Annotated in this window: 16 protein-coding genes; all 16 read right to left on the bottom strand. The window is 49.3% G+C overall.

Translation table 11 applies throughout. The annotated features are described in order from the left end of the window. Nucleotides 1–27: 27 nt before the first annotated feature. The 16 genes from rbfA to rpsB all read right to left on the bottom strand — a co-directional run bounded on the left by rbfA (nucleotide 28) and on the right by rpsB (nucleotide 19,129). A complete protein-coding gene (gene rbfA / locus M4D81_RS06485; RefSeq protein WP_071220121.1) occupies nucleotides 28–381 on the bottom strand; it encodes a 30S ribosome-binding factor RbfA in 354 nt (117 codons plus the stop codon). Nucleotides 382–400: 19 nt separating this feature from the next. Continuing rightward, on the bottom strand, nucleotides 401–3,061 hold the full coding sequence (infB, locus tag M4D81_RS06480) for a translation initiation factor IF-2 (protein ID WP_216531887.1): 2,661 nt from the start codon (nucleotides 3,059–3,061) through the stop codon (nucleotides 401–403). Beyond that, nucleotides 3,054–3,377, bottom strand: a complete 324-nt coding sequence (locus M4D81_RS06475; RefSeq protein WP_181469797.1) for a YlxQ family RNA-binding protein — start codon at nucleotides 3,375–3,377, stop codon at nucleotides 3,054–3,056. The genes infB and M4D81_RS06475 overlap by 8 nt, the downstream gene beginning before the upstream one ends. Next, nucleotides 3,370–3,681, bottom strand: a complete 312-nt coding sequence (gene rnpM / locus M4D81_RS06470; RefSeq protein ID WP_053492673.1) for an RNase P modulator RnpM — start codon at nucleotides 3,679–3,681, stop codon at nucleotides 3,370–3,372. The genes M4D81_RS06475 and rnpM overlap by 8 nt, the downstream gene beginning before the upstream one ends. A gap of 25 nt (nucleotides 3,682–3,706) precedes the next feature. Next, nucleotides 3,707–4,804, bottom strand: coding sequence for a transcription termination factor NusA (gene nusA / locus M4D81_RS06465; protein WP_071220118.1), 1,098 nt, complete (start codon nucleotides 4,802–4,804; stop codon nucleotides 3,707–3,709). Between the two features lie 32 nt (nucleotides 4,805–4,836). Then, nucleotides 4,837–5,298 (bottom strand): ribosome maturation factor RimP, encoded by a 462-nt coding sequence (gene rimP, locus M4D81_RS06460; protein WP_194543551.1) that lies wholly within the window; start codon nucleotides 5,296–5,298, stop codon nucleotides 4,837–4,839. A 179-nt stretch (nucleotides 5,299–5,477) separates the two neighbouring features. After that, nucleotides 5,478–9,794 carry a PolC-type DNA polymerase III gene (locus M4D81_RS06455; protein WP_260065163.1) on the bottom strand — a complete coding sequence of 1,439 codons (4,317 nt, stop codon included), beginning with the start codon at nucleotides 9,792–9,794 and terminating at the stop codon, nucleotides 5,478–5,480. A gap of 255 nt (nucleotides 9,795–10,049) precedes the next feature. Further along, the gene (gene proS / locus M4D81_RS06450) at nucleotides 10,050–11,507 is read right to left on the bottom strand and encodes a proline--tRNA ligase (RefSeq protein WP_260065162.1); all 1,458 of its coding nucleotides are present in this window, start codon (nucleotides 11,505–11,507) and stop codon (nucleotides 10,050–10,052) included. A 222-nt stretch (nucleotides 11,508–11,729) separates the two neighbouring features. Continuing rightward, on the bottom strand, nucleotides 11,730–12,998 hold the full coding sequence (rseP, locus tag M4D81_RS06445; RefSeq protein WP_397376666.1) for an RIP metalloprotease RseP: 1,269 nt from the start codon (nucleotides 12,996–12,998) through the stop codon (nucleotides 11,730–11,732). 137 nt (nucleotides 12,999–13,135) lie between these two features. Continuing rightward, a complete protein-coding gene (locus M4D81_RS06440; RefSeq protein ID WP_260065160.1) occupies nucleotides 13,136–14,275 on the bottom strand; it encodes a 1-deoxy-D-xylulose-5-phosphate reductoisomerase in 1,140 nt (379 codons plus the stop codon). Nucleotides 14,276–14,293: 18 nt separating this feature from the next. Beyond that, the gene (locus M4D81_RS06435) at nucleotides 14,294–15,094 is read right to left on the bottom strand and encodes a phosphatidate cytidylyltransferase (protein WP_071220112.1); all 801 of its coding nucleotides are present in this window, start codon (nucleotides 15,092–15,094) and stop codon (nucleotides 14,294–14,296) included. A 20-nt stretch (nucleotides 15,095–15,114) separates the two neighbouring features. Further along, nucleotides 15,115–15,882: an undecaprenyl pyrophosphate synthase gene (locus M4D81_RS06430; protein WP_071220111.1), complete on the bottom strand. Its 768-nt coding sequence runs from the start codon at nucleotides 15,880–15,882 to the stop codon at nucleotides 15,115–15,117. A 73-nt stretch (nucleotides 15,883–15,955) separates the two neighbouring features. Further along, the gene (frr, locus tag M4D81_RS06425) at nucleotides 15,956–16,510 is read right to left on the bottom strand and encodes a ribosome recycling factor (RefSeq protein WP_071220110.1); all 555 of its coding nucleotides are present in this window, start codon (nucleotides 16,508–16,510) and stop codon (nucleotides 15,956–15,958) included. Beyond that, complete coding sequence (gene pyrH, locus M4D81_RS06420; protein WP_006211297.1) at nucleotides 16,510–17,238, bottom strand: UMP kinase; 729 nt, start codon at nucleotides 17,236–17,238, stop codon at nucleotides 16,510–16,512. The genes frr and pyrH overlap by 1 nt, the downstream gene beginning before the upstream one ends. A 294-nt stretch (nucleotides 17,239–17,532) precedes the next feature. Further along, the gene (gene tsf / locus M4D81_RS06415; protein ID WP_071220109.1) at nucleotides 17,533–18,183 is read right to left on the bottom strand and encodes a translation elongation factor Ts; all 651 of its coding nucleotides are present in this window, start codon (nucleotides 18,181–18,183) and stop codon (nucleotides 17,533–17,535) included. A 247-nt stretch (nucleotides 18,184–18,430) separates the two neighbouring features. Continuing rightward, on the bottom strand, nucleotides 18,431–19,129 hold the full coding sequence (gene rpsB / locus M4D81_RS06410) for a 30S ribosomal protein S2 (RefSeq protein ID WP_071220108.1): 699 nt from the start codon (nucleotides 19,127–19,129) through the stop codon (nucleotides 18,431–18,433). Between the last annotated feature and the right edge of the window lie 237 nt (nucleotides 19,130–19,366).

The raw sequence follows: 19,366 nt of genomic DNA, 5'->3' as shown, positions 1-19,366 counted from the left end.
CCCTCTCCTTTATAAAAACGAACTACTCTATTTCTCTTCGCGATCCACGATTTCGGTCAGCAGCTTCTCAATATGGCTGCCGTACGCAATGGAATCATCGAATTTGAAGATCAGCTCCGGCACATGCCGGAGTCGAATCCGCTTGCCCAGCTCGGAACGGAGAAAGCCGCTTGCCTTCTCCAACCCTTTTAAGGAAGCTGCCTTCTGCTCGTCGTCGCCGAGCACGCTCAGGTATACCTTCGCTTGAGACAGGTCATTTGTAACATCAACACCGGTCACTGTAATAAAACCGATTCTTGGGTCTTTCATCTCCGTTTGGATCAGTTGGCTGAGCTCTTTTTTAATCTGCTCGCCTACGCGCCCAGTTCTGATTTTTGCCATGGTCTGATCACCTCATTCGTTAGCGCTCTACCGTCTCCATGATGAAGGCTTCGATTACGTCTCCTTCTTTGACGTCGCTATAGCTTGCCAAGGTAATACCGCACTCATAACCCTGTGCCACTTCTTTAGCGTCATCTTTAAAGCGCTTGAGGGAATCGATCTTGCCTTCATGAACGACAATGCCGTCACGGATCAAGCGAACTTCTGCGTTACGCGCAATTTTACCGGATGTCACCATACATCCTGCAATCGTACCCACTTTGCTCACTTTAAAGGTGTTGCGGACTTCCGCATGACCGATCACGGTTTCTTTGTACTCCGGATCGAGCATCCCCTTCATAGCTTGCTCAATTTCCTCGATTACATTATATATTACACGGTGCAGACGAATATCAACCTTTTCCTGCTCGGCGGTTTGCTTCGCTTGAACGTCCGGACGAACGTTAAAGCCGATAACAATCGCATTGGAAGCAGCGGCCAAAATAATATCGGATTCCGTGATTGCTCCGGCACCGCTGTGGATAATTTTGACGCGAACGCCTTCCACCTCGATTTTGTTCAAGGAACCTTTCAGTGCCTCAACAGAACCTTGTACGTCACCTTTGATAATCACGTTAAGATCTTTAATCTCACCGTCTTTAATGTGTTGGAACAGATCATCCAGCGTCACGCGGGTATTTGTGTTCAACTCGGATTGACGATGGGTAATCGCACGCTTATCAGCGATATTACGCGCTTTACGCTCATCTTCAAACACCATAAACGGATCGCCGGCGCCTGGAACTTCAGTCAAACCGGTAATTTCAACCGGCGTTGAAGGACCCGCTTCTTTTAATCGACGTCCTTTATCGTTCACCATCGCACGAATACGACCAAAGCAGTTGCCCGCTACGAAGGCGTCGCCCACTTTCAATGTACCATGCTGAACGAGAATGCGTGCTACCGGGCCTCTGCCTTTATCCAGCTCCGCCTCAATAACAGTACCGCGTGCGCGTTTGTCAGGGTTTGCTTTATATTCATTCACTTCTGCTACCAGAAGAATCATTTCAAGCAAGTCCTCCAGACCCATCCGCTGTTTCGCCGAAACGTTAACGAAGATGGTGTCTCCGCCCCACTCTTCAGGGACTAACTCGTATTCCGTCAATTCTTGTTTGACTTTATCCGGGTTAGCATCAGGTTTATCGATTTTGTTTACGGCAACGATGATCGGCAATCCTGCAGCTTTCGCATGGTTAATCGCTTCGACCGTCTGCGGCATCACGCCGTCGTCAGCCGCAACCACGATGATCGTCATATCCGTTACTTGCGCACCACGGGCACGCATAGCCGTAAACGCTTCGTGGCCTGGTGTATCCAGGAACGTAATCTTCTTGTTATTGATCTCGACTTGATAAGCACCGATATGCTGCGTAATACCGCCAGCTTCTCCACTCGATACATTCGTGGAACGGATCGCATCAAGCAGCGTCGTTTTACCGTGGTCGACGTGACCCATGATGGTAACGACCGGTGGACGCTCTTTCAGTTCTTCCGGAGCATCGTTTTCTTCAACGGTCTCAAAACGATCTTCCTCAACCGGAATTTTCACTTCGACTTCTACACCGAATTCGCCAGCGAGCAATAGAATCGTATCGATATCTAGCTCCTGGTTGATGGTGGCCATCACGCCGAGGAAAATCAGCTTCTTGATGACTTCGGAAGCGTCCTTGTGAAGCAGCTTCGCCGTTTCACCGACGGTCATGTTGCCACGGACGATAATTTTCTTCGGCGTGTTGTCGATTTTCTCACGAGGCGGCTGCTGATTATGTTGATTCCGGCCACGGTTGTTCTTTCCACCGCGATTGTTGCCACGGAATCCACCTTGACGGTTGTTGTCATCAAAACGCTTGGAGTCTGAACGATTGTTATTGTTGTTTCTGGAACCGCGGTTCTGGCTGTTACTGTTGTTGTTATTAGAGCTTGTGAATCCGCCTCCGGTTCCACCCGGCTTGCTCTGTGGACGTGCTCCGCCTTGGTTGTTGCTGCCCTGCGGACGCGATCCACCTTGGTTATTGCCTTGCGGACGTGCGCCACCTTGACCTCCACCCTGAGGACGTGATCCGGTCTGCGTGCTGCCGCCTGGTCTGGATGCTTGGCTACGATTGTTCTGCTGACTTCCTTGTGCGGAGCCAGACTGATTTCTTCGGGTATCCTGTCCTCCTTGGGGACGCTGGGAACCTGAAGCATTCTGAGTGTTTTGATTCGTTCTACTATTCATACCTACCTGCTTTTCCTGTTGTTTTTTGGGCTGGCTTTGACCTTGTTGTCCTGTTGCTCTCTGTCCTGAATTACGCATACCGTCCTGCCCATTACGGTTGCCTTCTGCACTTACGCTAGCGGAAGTGCCTTCTGTTTTTGCATTGGATACAGTTGCAGCCGCATTGGCTCCGGAAACCGCCGGTTTACGATTCTCGGTTCGGGAAGCGTCGCCACTATCCCGCTTGGCTGCTGCATTCGATTTGATATCTTTAAAGAACTGCTCGACCTTGGACACCGTATCGTTTTCCATTACGCTCATATGGTTATTGACCGGAACGTTCAAACGTTTAAGGATCGTGATGATTTCTTTACTGCTCATGTTCAACGATTTAGCATATTCGTATACTCGAAGTTTATTGTCTTTGTTTTCCTGTTTACTCAATATACTCCACCTCCGACATTGTCTCCAGTTTCTTGGAGATCATTTCTGCGAATCCTTGATCCGTAACTGCCAGCACAACCCGCTCGGGTTTACCTACACTTGTGCCCAGACTTTCCCGGTCAAATCCGATTACCAGAGGGATATTGTAAGAACCGCATTTATCGCGGATCTTCTTTGTAGTATTCACTGAGGCGTCACCCGCCAGAATAACCAATTTTGCTTCAGAAGACCGGATGGCTTTGAGCACGATCTCATCCCCGGTAACCACCTTACCTGCCCTCATGGCCAGGCCGAGCTGAGAAAGCGCCCTATTCATCATCGGCAGCACTCTCTTTTGCAGCCAGGAATTCATCTTCCACCTTGATGAAATCCTGTGCCAACTGTTCATAGATCTCAGGCTTCACATGTTGTTTCAACGCGCGATCCAGTGCTTTATTTTTGTGTGCCAGCTTGAAGCAGGAAACTTTGCCGCATAAATACGCTCCCCGTCCCGACTTTTTGCCGGTGAGATCGATCAGGACAGCATCCTCGGGAGTCCTAACAATCCGGATAAGCTCTTTCTTCGGCATCATTTCCTGACACGCTACACATTTACGCAGCGGTATCTTTCTCTGTTTCAAGACGACAACCCCCTGTCATTTGGAATTAATCGACAGAGACGGAATCCTGGTGCATTTCACCTGATTGGGACTTCGGTCTGCCAAATTCCTGCTCCGCCTGACTTTCGCTTTTAATATCAATCTTCCAGCCTGTCAGCTTCGCCGCGAGACGAGCATTCTGGCCTTTGATCCCAATCGCAAGCGAGAGTTGATAATCCGGAACAATTACACGCGCCATCTTCTCATCTTCAAATACTTGAACTTCAAGTACTTTGGATGGGCTCAGCGCATTGGCCACGTATTCTTCAACCTGATCGGAATAACGCACGATGTCAATCTTTTCGCCGCGAAGCTCATTGACAATCGTCTGTACGCGCATGCCTTTAGGTCCTACGCAAGAGCCAACCGGATCGACTTCATCGTTACGGGAAAATACCGCAATTTTGGAGCGGAATCCAGCTTCGCGCGCAACCGAGCGAATTTCAACAACGCCGTCAAAGATTTCCGGCACTTCAAGCTCGAACAGGCGCTTCAAGAGGCCCGGATGCGTACGGGACAGCATAATCTGCGGCCCTTTGGTGGTATTCTCAACCTTGGTAATGTACGCTTTGATCCGGTCGCCATGCTTGAACTTCTCGTTAGGCATAAGCTCGGTAAGCGGCAGAGCCGCTTCGATCTTGCCAAGGTCGATATAGATGTTACGTAAATCTTGACGCTGCAGCGTACCTGTTACGATATCATCTTCCTTGTCAATAAAAGCGCTGTAGATCAGGCCGCGTTCGGCTTCTCTAATGCGCTGGGTAACAACTTGCTTTGCCGTTTGAGCTGCAATCCGTCCAAAATCACGTGGCGTAACCTCGATTTCCGCTATATCTTCAATCTGAAAATGCGGATTGATTTCCCGGGCTGCATGCAGCGAAATTTCAGTCCGCGGATCCAGCACCTCTTCCACAATCAGCTTCCGCGCGAACACCTTGATAACACCCGTATTGCGATTCATGTCTACCCGTACATTTTGCGCCGTGTTGAAATTGCGCTTGTAACTCGAGATCAGTGCCGCTTCAATGGCTTCAAACAGCACATCCTTACTGATGCCCTTTTCTCTTTCCAACTCATTCATCGCTTCAATAAAATCCATACTCATTGAAAATCGGTTCCCCCTTTCAAAACTTCCGTTTAAAAAATGATGGCCAATCTGGCACTGGCTACTTTTGCATATGGAATCACGTACTGTTTCTTGACGGTTTGAATGACTAGCTCCTCGTTATCAAAGGATTCCAGCTTGCCTTCAAACTCTTTCAACCCGTTAATCGGCTCGTATACCGTTACAAACACGTCCTTGCCGACTGACTTCGCAACATCCTCTTTTTTCTTCAGGGGACGTTCCGCGCCAGGAGAAGAGACTTCAAGAAAATAAGCTGTCGGGATCGGATCGTTCTCGTCCAGCTTCTGGCTCAGGTATTCACTGATTAAACCGCAATCGTCAATGTCAATGCCGCCGTCTTTATCAACAAACACGCGCAAGAACCAGTTGCTTCCTTCCTTCACGTATTCCACATCTACCAGTTCAAAGCCGTGTTCGTCCAAATACGGCTGCACCATTTCTTCCACAGTCGTTTTAATCTTTGATGTGCTCAAAGAACATAACCTCCAAGTTGATTTCCTATATACCAAAGAGTAAAGAGTGGGTTGCCCCACTCTTTACACAACGGTTTTATCTCCATGATTACCAAAAAAATTATAACATAGTCTGGTAATAGTGACAAGTATGACTCCTTGACTGTCAAGGCGTCACGGCCATGAAAGAATGACAAGAATCAGAACAATGACAACTGGTTGCTCTCCGGCAGACCGCGGAAGCATCCCATTTGGGTTAACAGCTCCACGGCGGTTTTGCTTGCCTTCGATTTTTGCTGGAAATCCTCGATGGAGAGGAATTCTCCAAATTCACGCGCGGCAGCAATGTTGCGGGCGGCGTTATCGCCGATTCCAGCAAGCGCAGAGAACGGTGGAATGAGCGAGTTTCCATCCACCTTAAATCGGAGCGCATCCGATTCATACAGATCGATGTTCTTGAACGTGAAGCCCCTCGCTGTCATTTCCAGCGCCATCTCCAGAATCGGCAGCATACCCTTTTCTTTCGGGCTTGCTCCGAAGCCGAGCTGCTCAATCTCTTCAATCCGGCGATAAATCGCCTCATAACCCTGACAGCATAGTTCGATATCGAAATCCTCGGCACGCACCGAGAAATACGTTGCATAATATTCGATCGGATAATAAAGCTTGAAGTAAGCCGTCCGCACCGCTGAGATAACATACGCGGCGGCGTGGGCTTTCGGGAACATGTACTGGATTTTGAGACAGGAATCAATGTACCACTGCGGCACTTTGCATTTCTTCATCTCGTCAATCCATTCCTGTGACAATCCACGGCCTTTACGTACGCTTTCCGTAATTTTAAACGCGAGGCTCGCGTCCATTCCAGCCTTATAAATCAGGAACAACATGATATCATCGCGGCAACCAATAACGGTTTTGATGTTGCATGTACCATTCTTGATGAGCTCTTGCGCGTTGCCGAGCCAAACGCCGGTTCCGTGTGACAGACCCGAGATTTGCAACAAGTCGGCAAAACTCGACGGCTGCGATTCCACCAGCATCTGACGTACGAATTTGGTACCCATCTCCGGCACGCCGAAGGTGGCCACCGGCGAGCGTATTTGCTCCGGCCTGACGCCCAGCGCTTCCGTTGAGTTAAACATGCTCATTACTTTCGGATCGTTCATCGGTATGGTCGTTGGATCCACGCCGGTCAAATCCTGGAGCATCCTCATCATCGTCGGATCATCATGTCCGAGAATATCCAGCTTGAGCAGATTCGCTTCAAAGGCGTGATAATCAAAATGCGTCGTTTTCCACTCTGCATTGACATCGTCCGCGGGGAATTGCACCGGCGTAATCTCTTCCACTTCGATGTAATCCGGCACAACGACAATACCGCCGGGATGCTGGCCTGTGCTCCGCTTGACGCCGGTACAGCCTGATGCCAGCCGGTTCAATTCCGCGCCCCGCCAGCGCTTGTTGTTGTGTTCCTCATATTTTTTGGCAAAGCCAAACGCCGTCTTCTCTGCCACGGTGCCGATGGTACCGGCACGGAATACGTTCTCCTCGCCAAACATCTCTTTGGTGAAATTATGGGCATGCGGCTGATATTCACCGGAGAAGTTCAAGTCAATATCGGGAACCTTATCCCCTTTAAAACCCAGGAAGGTTTCGAATGGTATATCCTGTCCCTCGCCTTTCATCATGTTTCCGCATTCCGGACAAGCTTTGTCCGGCAAGTCAAATCCACTCGGCACGCTGCCGTCCAGGAACCATTCGCTGTGTTTGCAGTCGCCGTTCAAGCAAATGTAATGGGCGGGAAGCGGGTTAACCTCGGATATGCCAAGGAATGTGGCAACGACGGATGAACCTACGGAACCCCGAGAACCAACCAAATAGCCGTCCCGGTTCGATTTCTTAACCAGTTTCTCGGAAATCAAATAGTTCGCTGAGAAACCGTATTTAATGATCGGCTCAAGCTCTTTCTCCAACCGGGCCACTACGACTTCCGGCAAGTTCTCGCCATAAATGGACTTGGCCGTGTCGTAGCAGGTGTTGCGGATTTCTTCATCCGCGCCATCCAGAATCGGCGTAAACAGCTTGTCCGGGAACAATTCCAATTCTTCAAAGCGGTCGGCCAGCTCGCTAGTGTTCGTTACAACAACTTCATAACATTTGCTCTGTCCCAAAAACTCGAATTCTTCGAGCATCTCATCCGTAGTCCGAAAATGCGCGTCAGGCTTGCGCATATCTTTGAGCGGGCTGAAACCGGTAATTCCATGGATGGTAATGTCCCGGAACAGCTTATCCCGCGGTTCTAGATAGTGCACGTTTCCTGTGGCGATGACCGGCTTGTTCAGCTTTTCGCCGATGCGCACGACTTTGGAAATTGCGGTTTTGATCTCTTCGGGACTGCCTACCAAGCCTTTGTCCACCAAATGCATATACATCGTCAACGGCTGAATCTCCAAAACATCGTAGAAGTCCGCAATCTCTTCGGCTTCCTCCTCCGTTTTGTTCAGCACCGTTTCGAAGAACTCCCCTTTTTCGCAGCCGGAAAGCACCAGTAACCCATCTCGCATCTCTTGAAGCTTGGATTTAGGAATACACGGCACTCGCTTGAAATATTCGGTATGCGACATGGAGATCAGCTTGTACAGGTTTTTCTTGCCCGTCATATTCAAAGCATAAATACCGCAGTGGAAAGGACGGGTATTGGACAGATCCGTACCGACGTAATCATTGAGGCGGTCCAGCATCTTAACGCCTTTGGTTTTGTCCACATCGCTAAGGAGCCCGTTCAGGATTCCTGCCAGCGCAATCGTATCGTCAATCGCTCGGTGATGGCTTTCGAGCAGTACCTTATACTTGTCAGCCAACGTGTTAAGACGATGATTCTTAAGTCCCGGATGCACCAGACGTGCCAGCTCCAGCGTATCCAGGTAGGGATTGTCGAGCGTATCCATCCCGGCATTCTTGAGTGCTGCCTGAATGAATCCCATGTCAAATCGAGCGTTGTGAGCCACAAGCACGGCATCCCCGACGAATTCAACAAACTCTTTCAATACCGGCTCCAGTTCAGGAGCATCCTTAACCATATCATCATTGATATTGGTCAATTGCTGGATATGGTATGGAATGCGCTCATGCGGGTTGACAAAAGTGGCGTATCGGCCAATTTCCTTGCCCTCGTTCATCTTAACTGCGGCCAGCTCGATAATCTTGTTCGCGGTGATGGACAAACCTGTGGTTTCAATATCGAATACCACGTAAGTCGCGCTGCTCAGTTCAATCGGCTGTGCCTGTTCCACGATATTGACGGCATCATTCACAACGTTGGCCTCGACGCCGTACAACATTTTAATCCCGTGTTTCTTTGCGTTCTTGGCTGCTTCAGGGTAACATTGCACCCCGCCATGATCACTAACGGCAATCGCTTTATGGCCCCAGGCAGCCGCGGTCTTGATGTATCGGTCGATCGGCGTGACTGCGTCCATCGTGCTCATCGTTGTATGCAGGTGGAATTCTACCCGTTTCTCGGCTGCATTATCCTTACGAGATGGCGGCGCCGGCACTTCATTAAGATCGGACGGAATCATCACCAGCTCCGGCACCTGCATAAACCGGTCATATTCCACACGCCCGCGTGCCTTCACCCATTTGCCGTTCTCAAGCAGGCTCAGGACCTTCAAGTCCTCCTTGGTCTTACCAAACATTTTCATTTGCAAGGAATCGCTGAAATCCGTCAGATAGAATGTGAATAACGTACTTCCGTTACGAAGCTCCTTACGATCCAATCCGAAGATGGTCCCCTGAATCGTAATTTTCTTCTCTTCGTCTTGGATTTCCTGAAGCGGAACCGGCGGTTCCTTGATATCATACCCAACCTGCAGCCGAACCGCGCCCTCTTCCTCATCCTCGGCATCAAGCTCAGCTTCCATGCTGCTCATGATCTGCTCGATGACCTCGCGTTCTTCTTCCCGCTTCCTCTGCTCGAACTCCTCGTAAGCCGCCTGACCATTATCGCCGACCTGCATTTTCACGCGCAGCGTCAGATCGAAATATTGCCCGAAAAAGCGGGTAATGGCGGAATCGATCTGTTTCTTGCGGGCAAGCTCCAGCGACATGCCATCCGACATGGAGAGAAGGACTTGCCCATCTTCCACCTCGTATTTAGCCCTTGTCATCCATCCATTGACCGAAGGGATCTCCCGATGTGCCCATTCTAGAAACAAACCCCAGTATTCTTGCACGATATCTGCTTCGGGGACGCTGCTTCCATATCGGAACACAAATTTGATCTTCGCGATATGCCCCATCTTCTCCTGAATTCTCAGACAAAATGTGCGATAGACCTCAGCTGGGACCAAGGTCTCCTTCAGGACGGTTATTCTCCAGTCTTTGCTGGCCTTGCTTATCTCTACCTGCTCGATCACACCATCCAAAAAATAGGGTTCCACCAGATTGGCCGGAACTTCTCCCTGCTTGATCAGCAGTTCAAATCGCTTCCTTTTATCTTCTGTTGTGCCCATGGTTCCCTCCCCCTGCATTACATAAAGCTATAAGAAAAACTTCTATCGACATACACCCATAGAAATCAGACCGCGTTAAGCGGATGTGAAAAATAGAATAAAGCTTCCGCCGGCAGCACCCATTCGTCCTGCCCCAAAAAGTAAGAGCGTCCGCCATACTGCCATCCGGAAGCTTACTCCAGATGATGAATCCCGGTTCTGGACGAAGGACTCCTCCCTCACCCAAACTTGCCCGACATTCATATTATCGATTTACTAGTACGCTCTCGCGAACAGCACGGTATGTTTCGCATCTTCACCGCATACGAGACACTTGGTTTTCTTCTCGGCCGGTTCGAATGGAATGTTTCTGCTCGTAGCACCGGTTTCTTGCTTGACGGTATCTTCGCAAGCTTCCGAACCGCACCATCCAGCCAAGGTAAACCCGCGTTTTTCCTCCATGCTGTCCTTCATTTCATCCAGTGTCTCCACCGAATAGAAATGATCCTCACGGAACTGCTTCGCGCGCTCGAACATTTCCTGGTGCACCTGCTCCAGCATATTCTGTACTTCCTGGGTCAGATTAGCTTGCTCTACGATTTTCTTCTCGCCTGTAATACGAGAGACAAGCACGCACACACCATTCTCCATGTCACGCGGTCCGATCTCCAGACGCACCGGTACTCCGCGCATTTCATACTCATTAAATTTCCAGCCTGGACGCACATCCGGATTGTCGTCAACGCGTACGCGGATGCCTGCGGATTTCAGTTCAAGGAACAGTTCGTCCGTACGGCCCACTACCGCGTCTCTCGTCTTCGGCGGACCAATTGGAATCATGATCACTTGCGTTGGCGCGACTTTAGGAGGAAGCACCAATCCGCGGTCATCCCCATGGACCATAATCAACGAACCAATGAGACGTGTGCTCACGCCCCAGGATGTCGTATGAGCATATTCCAGCGTATTTTCACGATTCAAATATTGGATGTCAAAAGCTTGCGAGAAGTTGGTCCCCATATAATGCGAAGTACCGGCCTGTACAGCTCGTCCGTCTTTCATCATCGCTTCAATCGAGAACGTATCCACGGCGCCAGCGAATTTCTCCGAAGGTGTCTTCTGCCCTTTGATTACCGGAATCGCGAGGTAGTCCTCTACGAATTGCTGATAGATATCCAGCATTTGCATGGTTTCCCCTCTAGCCTCAACTTCCGTTTCGTGAGCGGTATGGCCTTCTTGCCATAGAAACTCACTCGTGCGAAGGAACGGCAGCGTGCGTTTTTCCCAGCGGACCACGTTAGCCCACTGGTTAATCAGCACAGGGAGATCACGATAGGATTGAATCCATTTGGAATACATGTGCCCGAACATCGTTTCGGAAGTCGGACGGATCGCCAGACGTTCCTCCAGCTTCTCTCCAGCTGCTTCCGTGACCCATGGCAGCTCGGGATTAAATCCTTCGACATGCTCCTTCTCCTTTTGGAAAAAGCTCTCGGGAATGAACAGCGGGAAATACGCATTCCGATGGCCCGTTTCCTTAAAGCGTCGATCCAACTCTTCCTGGATATGCTCCCAAATTTCATAACCGTCCGGTTTAAAGACGATACAGCCTCTGACTGGAGAATAATCCATCAGGTCCGCTTTTTTGATGACATCGATATACCAGCGCGAGAAATCTTCCGCTTGCGGGGTAATCTCCGTCACGAATTGTTTATCCTTCGATTCCTTAGACATATAAATCGTGTGCCTCCCATTAGTAAAACGCATGGTCTAAACCCTGTTTAACGGCTTGACTGGCGTTATTGGCGATATGTGTGAACAAGCTGCGGCTATATAGCCCGCCCTGTATTTATAGTAACTCCATTCGCTAGATATCGTTAAACATGAACATCTGCTAACAATAGAAAAGGTACGGCTTTTCGTTGCGGCTGGCGCACCGAGCCGTACCCTAGGTTTTTATCCGTTGATCAAACGCAAAATATCGTTGTAGGTTACGGCTATCATTAACAGGAACAGCATCGCAAACCCGATAAAATGAACCATGCCTTCTCTGTTCGGATCAACTGGCTTGCCCCTTAAAGCTTCGATTCCTAAGAATACGAGCCGGCTTCCATCGAGTGCCGGAATCGGCAGCAGATTGAATATGCCCAGATACAAGCTTAGAATGGCTGCCCAATAGGTGAGCTGTTCGATACCCTGCTTGGCGATTTGCCCCGTCACTTCGAATGTCCGTACAGGACCGCCAAGATCATCCATGGAGAACTTCTGAATCAACTGTCTGAAGCCCTGGAAGATAATATTCGTTGTATCTACCATTGCGGTCCCGGACCCGGTAATTGTCTCCCCAATCCCTGCGGATCGGGTAGGAAGCTCAGGAACAATCCCGACCTTGCCGCCTTCCTGTCCCTCCATCGTCCGCGGAGTTAAGGTCAGATCAAATGATTCCTCACCCCGGCGTACAGTCCATTCCATCGGCTTGTCCTTGGAAGCCGCAATCAATTCGATCATCTTCTGATAATCGGCACCAATGGCGGTTCCGTTAATGCTCTCGATGATGTCTCCCTCTTTCAGATCGGCTTCATCTGCAGGCATGCCTTTGGTAATCTCGCCAATCTGCACATAGGTTGGGTTCTCAACCGGTATGCCGGCCATTTGAATGTGAAGGGCAAACAGCACGAAGGCCAGAATGAAGTTCATGACAGGACCGGCAAAAATCGCAAGCGCTCTTTGGCCGACTGTTTTGCTGCCGAATTGACGGTCTCTCGGTGCGATCTGCGTCTCGACACCTTTGGCTACCGTCAAGGCTTGCGGATGGATTTCGAATTGCTGGAACTCACCATCCACATCAAGCCTAACCGACAAACGATCCACCATATCCATAAACTGGACTTCGCCGCGAATGACATTTTTACGGTTGTCGAGTTGATCCAGATAAATCTTTTTCACTTGATTCTCTGCATTCAATCGAACCGCAATCGTCTGACCGGGCTGAATCTCGACAAGTTCCGGATCTTCCCCGGCCATACGGGCATATCCGCCGAATGGAAGAAGACGTAGCGTAAACTGCGTTTCATGGCGTTTATATGAGAACAGCTTTGGACCAAATCCAATCGCGAACTCGCGTACCAAGATTCCGGCACGCCGGGCAAAATAATAGTGACCCCATTCGTGCACGGTAACGATCACAAAAAACATGAGCACCGTTAAAAAAACGACCCGAACCATTTCCAATTCTTTACATCCCCCTTTTCCTCTGAGAACGCAGTATGTCCCTATAGATTATCATTATTCTCCTGTCGTCCACAAGAGAATCACAAGCTGTCCGCTTTTTTTCAAGGGAGATTTCAAAAACACTTCAAATCCTATAGTCGGGAAGCTAATTCACGTGAGATCCGATCGCTCTCTTCAATCGTTTCCAGTGCCGGTTCCGGCGCAACATGATGGCTTTGCAGCACTTCCTCAATGATCTCTTCAATTCGCAGAAAAGAGATTTCGCCGCGGAGAAACCGGGCGACCGCAATTTCATTAGCTGCGTTGAATACCGTTGGCGCTGTCCCACCCATTCTACCACATTCATAAGCAAGCCTTAAACAAGGAAAACGTTCAAGGTCCATCTCCCGGAAATGCAGCTTGCCCGCTTCCGCCAAAGATAGCCTTGGTGCAGGCGAAGTCCACCGTTCCGGATAGGTCAGCGCATATTGAATCGGAACCCGCATATCCGGGTTGCCGAGCTGGGCAATGATACTCGAATCGCGGAATTCCACAAAAGAGTGAATGATGCTTTCCGGGTGAAGCAGCACAGAAATGTTGTCGTAAGGAATACCATACAACCAATGGGCCTCGATCACCTCAAGCCCTTTATTGACCATGGTGGCCGAATCAATCGTGATTTTGGCACCCATGGACCAGTTCGGATGTTTTAGCGCATCCTCCACCGTAACGTTGACCAGCTGTTCCCGGGTGTAATCCCGGAATGAGCCTCCGGAAGCCGTCAGCGTGATCCGTTCAATATCTTCATGCCGCTCCCCGTTCAGGCATTGGAATATGGCGGAATGCTCGCTATCGATCGGCAAGAGTTTTACCCCTTTGGCAGCCGCTCGGGCCGTAACCAGATGACCTGCCGTTACCAATGTTTCCTTATTCGCGAGCCCAATGGTCTTCCCCTCATCAATCGCTGCAAGCGTAGAGGACAGACCCATGCTTCCAACAACCGCTGTAACCACCATTTCCGCATCTGTCGCTGCCGCAATCTCGATCAAGCCTTCATGACCATGGAACACTTCGGTTCCGGCAGGAAGATCTTGCCTTATGCTGTCAGCAAGCTCTTTCGTGGCAACGGACACTTTGCGAGGAGAAAACTCTTTGACCTGCTGAAGCAGCAGGTCCTTATTACTCCCTGCAGCGAGGCCCTCAATCTGAAAATGTTCCCGGTGTTTCCTCACAACGTCCAAAGTCTGGGTACCTATGGAGCCAGTGGAGCCGAGTACGCTGATCTTCTTCATGCAACATCTTTCCTTTCATCAGTAAGGCAGGAGACTCAATATATGTACAAACGGAAACACAACGATCCAACTGTCACATCGATCCAGTATCCCTCCATGGCCCGGCAGCAGTTTACCCGAATCCTTGATGTCATACACCCGTTTATAGGCGGATTGCACCAAATCCCCGAGTTGACCGATAACAGCGCATGAAAGCCCGATCAGAATCGCTTGTCCAGCCGTCAGGAATCCATCTGAGAAGAATGAAAAGAGCAGAGATGTGAACACGGCGATGACCACACCGCCGAGAGCACCTTCAACCGTTTTGTTCGGACTAATGGACGGCCACAGTTTATGGCGCCCCATGGCGCGTCCGACAAAATACGCTCCCGCATCACTTGCCCAGATCGAGGCCAGAAGCAGAAAAGTCCAGAATACGCCATGGCCGTCAGGAGCATGTCGTGATTCGGCAATAAAGGAAAATCCGATTCCGATATACGCTGAAGCCATAAACAATAAGGAAACCCGTTTGATATCAATTACATTCTTCGTCGTCACGGTCGCCAGTAAAAATAAAAGCAGCAGGAGCCAAAGTACATGTTCCCACGGGATCTGAATATTCAAATCAAGCGGACCCCATGGAAATACAAGCAACAGCACCCCCGCATATCCAATCCACGCCGTTCCCCCGAACGGTGCCGTATTGGTCATGCGCACAAACTCATAATAACCGATTAGCGCCATCGCCAGAATCAGAAGATGGTACCACAGACCGCCTATGAAACATAATCCTAAAAAGACCGCTCCCGCTATAATTCCGGTAATCAATCGCTGTTTCAAAACGTTCCATCCTCCATCGGCTACGAAAGTCCACCGTAGCGCCTTGTTCTTTGTTGATAATCGGCTACGGCCTCCACCAAATGGTCTTTGGTAAATTCCGGCCAATAGGCATCCGTAAACCAAAGCTCACTATACGCGAGCTGCCACAGCATAAAATTACTTAGCCTCAGCTCGCCGCTTGTGCGGATCAGTAAATCCGGATCCGGCAATTCGCCTGTGAGGAGCCGCTGGCCAATCAGTTCCTCTGTAATATCCTCAGGACGAAGAATCCCGTCGCGCACTTCTCGTCCGAGCGCCTTGACACTTTCGGTGATCTCTTTCCGGCTTCCGTAATTGAGTGCAAAGTTAAGCACAAGTCCGTCATTGCCGGCTGTCTTCGCAACTGCTTCTTCCATCGCAGACACGGTATGGGACGGAAGGTCTTCCGGATGTCCCATCATGCGGACCTGGACATTTTTCTCGATCAGCTCTTCCAGCTCAATAGCCAGGAACTCTTGCGGAAGCTTCATCAGAAAATCGACCTCATCCTTCGGACGCGTCCAATTTTCTGTCGAAAAAGCGTACATCGTCAATATTTTGATTCCCAAATCATCGGCGGCAATGGCCGCTCTTTTGACAGCCTTCATGCCATTCTGATGGCCAACGATTCGCGGCATACCGCGCCGTTTTGCCCAGCGTCCATTACCATCCATGATGATGGCGACATGATGTGGGATGTTGTCCGGAGAGAGCTGATGCGTCTGCTGACTGTCCTCCTGATTCAACCACGATCGAACCCGTTTGATCATTCCATTTCCTCCAGGCATCTTTCTGCAAAAAAAGAGACAAACCCCACCATTGACAGGAGGGGCCACAAGTCTCTTATACTTCCATAATCTCTTTTTCTTTAGCAACGAGGACTTTGTCGACTTCTGCGATAAATTTATCCGTCGCTTTTTGGATATCTTCCTGATGTCTCCGGGACTCGTCCTCGGAAATATCTGTTTTCTCCAATTTTTTGATGTCGTCGTTGGCATCACGGCGAATGTTGCGGATGGCCACTTTCGCTTCCTCGCCGAATTTCTTCGTCATTTTCACCAGTTCGGTTCTGCGTTCTTCCGTCAGTGCAGGTACGACGAGACGAATTTGATTACCATCATTCGCCGGCGTCAATCCGACATCAGATTTCATGATCGCTTTCTCGATATCGGCCAAGGACGACTTGTCCCAAGGCTGGATCATGAGCGTTCTTGAATCCGGCGTGCTGATGTTAGCCAGCTGATTCAGCGGGGTTGGTGCTCCGTAGTATTCAACCGTGATCCGGTCGAGCAGCGCTGGCGCTGCCCGTCCTGCGCGCAGCGTTGCCAGGTCACGCTTCAAAGACAAGATCGCTTTTTCCATGCGTTCTTCTGCATTCTTTTTCACCGATTGCGGCATTAATCTACACTCCCTTTGACGATCGTTCCGATTTTCTCGCCCAGAACGACGCGCTTGATATTACCTTGCTCCGTAATAGCGAAGACGATGAGCGGGATGTTGTTGTCCATACATAACGATGAAGCTGTAGAGTCCATTACCCCAAGGTTTTTGTTCAATACGTCTAGATACGTAAGCTGCTCGTACTTCTCGGCAGTTTCATCCTTAAATGGATCAGCGGAGTACACTCCGTCCACCTTGTTCTTCGCCATGAGAATCACTTCTGCTTCGATTTCCGCTGCGCGAAGCGCTGCAGTCGTATCGGTGGAGAAGTATGGGTTACCCGTTCCTGCCGCAAAAATTACGACACGACCTTTTTCCAAATGCCGAATGGCTCTGCGGCGAATATACGGCTCCGCAATTTGCTGCATTGAGATAGAGGTTTGCACCCGAGTCGGCACATCGATCTGCTCCAAGGCATCCTGAAGAGCCAAAGAGTTCATCACCGTAGCCAGCATTCCCATATAATCTGCTGTCGCACGGTCGATTCCGTTCGCGCTGCCGGCGATACCGCGCCAGATGTTTCCGCCGCCGCATACGATGGCGACCTCCACACCAAGCTCAACCACCTCGCGAACCTGCTCAGCGATCGATGAGATCGTCTCAGCATCAATACCATATCCATTCTGCCCTGAAAGGGATTCCCCACTGACTTTCAATATCACTCGTTTATATACTGGCTGTTCCAAATGATAACCCTCCACTTTAAGACGGCGCCTAAGTATACGACGCCCGTTTGAAAAACGACAGACAGACACACCGGCACTGCTTGACGGTTTATAAAAATCGGGTAAAAACATCCGTCTCAAGTAGAAACTTCTGGTCGTCTAATCAAGACTAAAGTCCATTCTTTCTTGTGAGATAAGGGTGCCTTACTCCGAATTTATAACAATCTTATCTCTCTTATGCCTTTATATCTCTTAAAAAAGAAGGAACACAGGTGTGTTCCACTCTTTTCTATAACTTATATTAGCCCATTCGGCTTATTTATTCACCTGGGACATAACTTCTTCAACGAAGTTGTCTTGTTTTTTCTCCAAGCCTTCGCCAAGTTCAAAACGGGCAAAACGACGGATGGAGATGTTCTCACCGATCGTGCTGATTTTTTCGTTAAGCAGCGTGTTGATCGTTTTGTCAGGATCTTTGACGAAGGATTGCTCAAGCAAGCAATATTCTTCATAGTATTTGTTGATGCGGCCTTCAACCATTTTCTCAACGATTTTTTCAGGCTTGCCTTCGTTCAGGGCTTGGTTTTTCAAAATCTCTTTTTCTTTCTCAAGATCTTCAGTCGGCACTTCTTCACGACGAACATATTTAGGGTTAGCAGCCGCAATATGCATAGCGATATCGCGAGCGAACTCTTTAAATTGATCTGTTTTACCTACGAAGTCGGTTTCACAGTTGATTTCAACGAGAACGCCGATCCGTCCGCCACCGTGAATATAAGACTCTACAACACCTTCAGTTGCAATACGGCCAGCTTTGTTAGCTGCTGCAGACAAACCTTTTTCGCGAAGTACTGCGATCGCTTTGTCGATATCACCATTTGTTTCATCCAGCGCTTTTTTGCAATCCAGCATGCCCGCGCCTGTTCTTTCGCGAAGTTCTTTTACCGCACTAGCTGTTACTGCCATTAGAATTCCCTCCAAATTGGTATGATGAAGTTTTGCGTTTGGTCCTCAAGAAAACCATCATTCTTTTGTTCTCTCCAAGATTCCAGACCGCATTAAGTAGTTGTTCTTCCCCTGAGATGCCAGGCTCCGGATTTCACACGTATTCGCACGTTATCCGTTCTAACATCTTAAAAAAAGGGCAGTGAGAGGTTATACACCTACCAACCACCCTTTTCATTTAATTCATGGTTTATACGTTTAATCCCGATTAAGCAGTTGTTTCTTCGCCTTGGTGAGCTTCAACAACGGCATCGGCCATTTTACCAGTCAACAATTTGACAGCGCGGATCGCGTCATCGTTACCTGGAATTACATAGTCGATTTCATCCGGATCACAGTTCGTATCAACGATACCAACGATTGGGATACCCAATTTGCGAGCTTCCGCTACTGCGATGCGCTCTTTGCGAGGATCGATAACGAACAATGCGCTTGGAAGACCCTTCATGTTCTTGATACCGCCCAAGAATTTTTCAAGACGATCTTTCTCTTTGCGGAGAAGGATAACCTCTTTCTTAGGCAATACTTGGAACGTGCCGTCCTCTTCCCAAGTTTCGAGCTGCTTCAAGCGGTTGATACGCTTTTGGATCGTTTCGAAGTTAGTCAAAGTTCCGCCGAGCCAACGTTGGTTGATGTAGTACATACCGCAACGTTCTGCTTCTTCCTTCACGGAATCTTGAGCTTGTTTTTTCGTGCCGACGAACAGGATTGTACCGTTCTCTCCAGCTACGCTTTTTACGAAGTTGAAAGCTTCTTCAACTTTCTTGACCGTTTTTTGCAGGTCGATAATGTAGATACCGTTTCTTTCAGTGAAGATAAATTTATCCATTTTCGGGTTCCAGCGACGAGTCTGGTGACCGAAGTGAACGCCAGCTTCCAAAAGCTGTTTCATGGAAATTACTGCCATCTTCACGCACCTCCTAAGTTTGGTTTTTGTGTGTCCCTCCGCCGAGATCATTTTTCATTAAGACTCCCAATCCTGGAAGCACCCTCAACGAAATCACTCTGGCGTGTGTTTTAACACCGTCAATTACTATAACATAACCATGGGCAGGTTGCAATGTCTTTTATGTACTTCATCAGGTCCAGCCAATCAAGAGCTTGAAGAGTTCCTATAAAGAAAAAAACCTCTCTCAACCGGAGT

It is taken from the genome of Paenibacillus sp. p3-SID867, assembly GCF_025142895.1.
Lineage (GTDB): Bacteria > Bacillota > Bacilli > Paenibacillales > Paenibacillaceae > Paenibacillus_AQ.
Note: the sequence above shows the minus strand (reverse complement) of the source record. Positions and strands in the feature narration are given on the sequence as shown.

What these genes read in the sequence shown, in the direction of transcription:
- M4D81_RS06455 (WP_260065163.1), bottom strand. Translation starts at nt 9,794, where the DNA reads ATGGGCACAACAGAAGATAAAAGGAAGCGATTTGAACTGCTGATCAAG.
- M4D81_RS06475 (WP_181469797.1), bottom strand. Translation starts at nt 3,377, where the DNA reads ATGAATAGGGCGCTTTCTCAGCTCGGCCTGGCCATGAGGGCAGGTAAG.
- nusA (WP_071220118.1), bottom strand. Translation starts at nt 4,804, where the DNA reads ATGAGTATGGATTTTATTGAAGCGATGAATGAGTTGGAAAGAGAAAAG.
- M4D81_RS06440 (WP_260065160.1), bottom strand. Translation starts at nt 14,275, where the DNA reads ATGAAGAAGATCAGCGTACTCGGCTCCACTGGCTCCATAGGTACCCAG.
- frr (WP_071220110.1), bottom strand. Translation starts at nt 16,510, where the DNA reads ATGCCGCAATCGGTGAAAAAGAATGCAGAAGAACGCATGGAAAAAGCG.
- rbfA (WP_071220121.1), bottom strand. Translation starts at nt 381, where the DNA reads ATGGCAAAAATCAGAACTGGGCGCGTAGGCGAGCAGATTAAAAAAGAG.
- rpsB (WP_071220108.1), bottom strand. Translation starts at nt 19,129, where the DNA reads ATGGCAGTAATTTCCATGAAACAGCTTTTGGAAGCTGGCGTTCACTTC.
- M4D81_RS06430 (WP_071220111.1), bottom strand. Translation starts at nt 15,882, where the DNA reads ATGATCAAACGGGTTCGATCGTGGTTGAATCAGGAGGACAGTCAGCAG.
- rseP (WP_397376666.1), bottom strand. Translation starts at nt 12,998, where the DNA reads ATGGTTCGGGTCGTTTTTTTAACGGTGCTCATGTTTTTTGTGATCGTT.
- tsf (WP_071220109.1), bottom strand. Translation starts at nt 18,183, where the DNA reads ATGGCAGTAACAGCTAGTGCGGTAAAAGAACTTCGCGAAAGAACAGGC.
- proS (WP_260065162.1), bottom strand. Translation starts at nt 11,507, where the DNA reads ATGTCTAAGGAATCGAAGGATAAACAATTCGTGACGGAGATTACCCCG.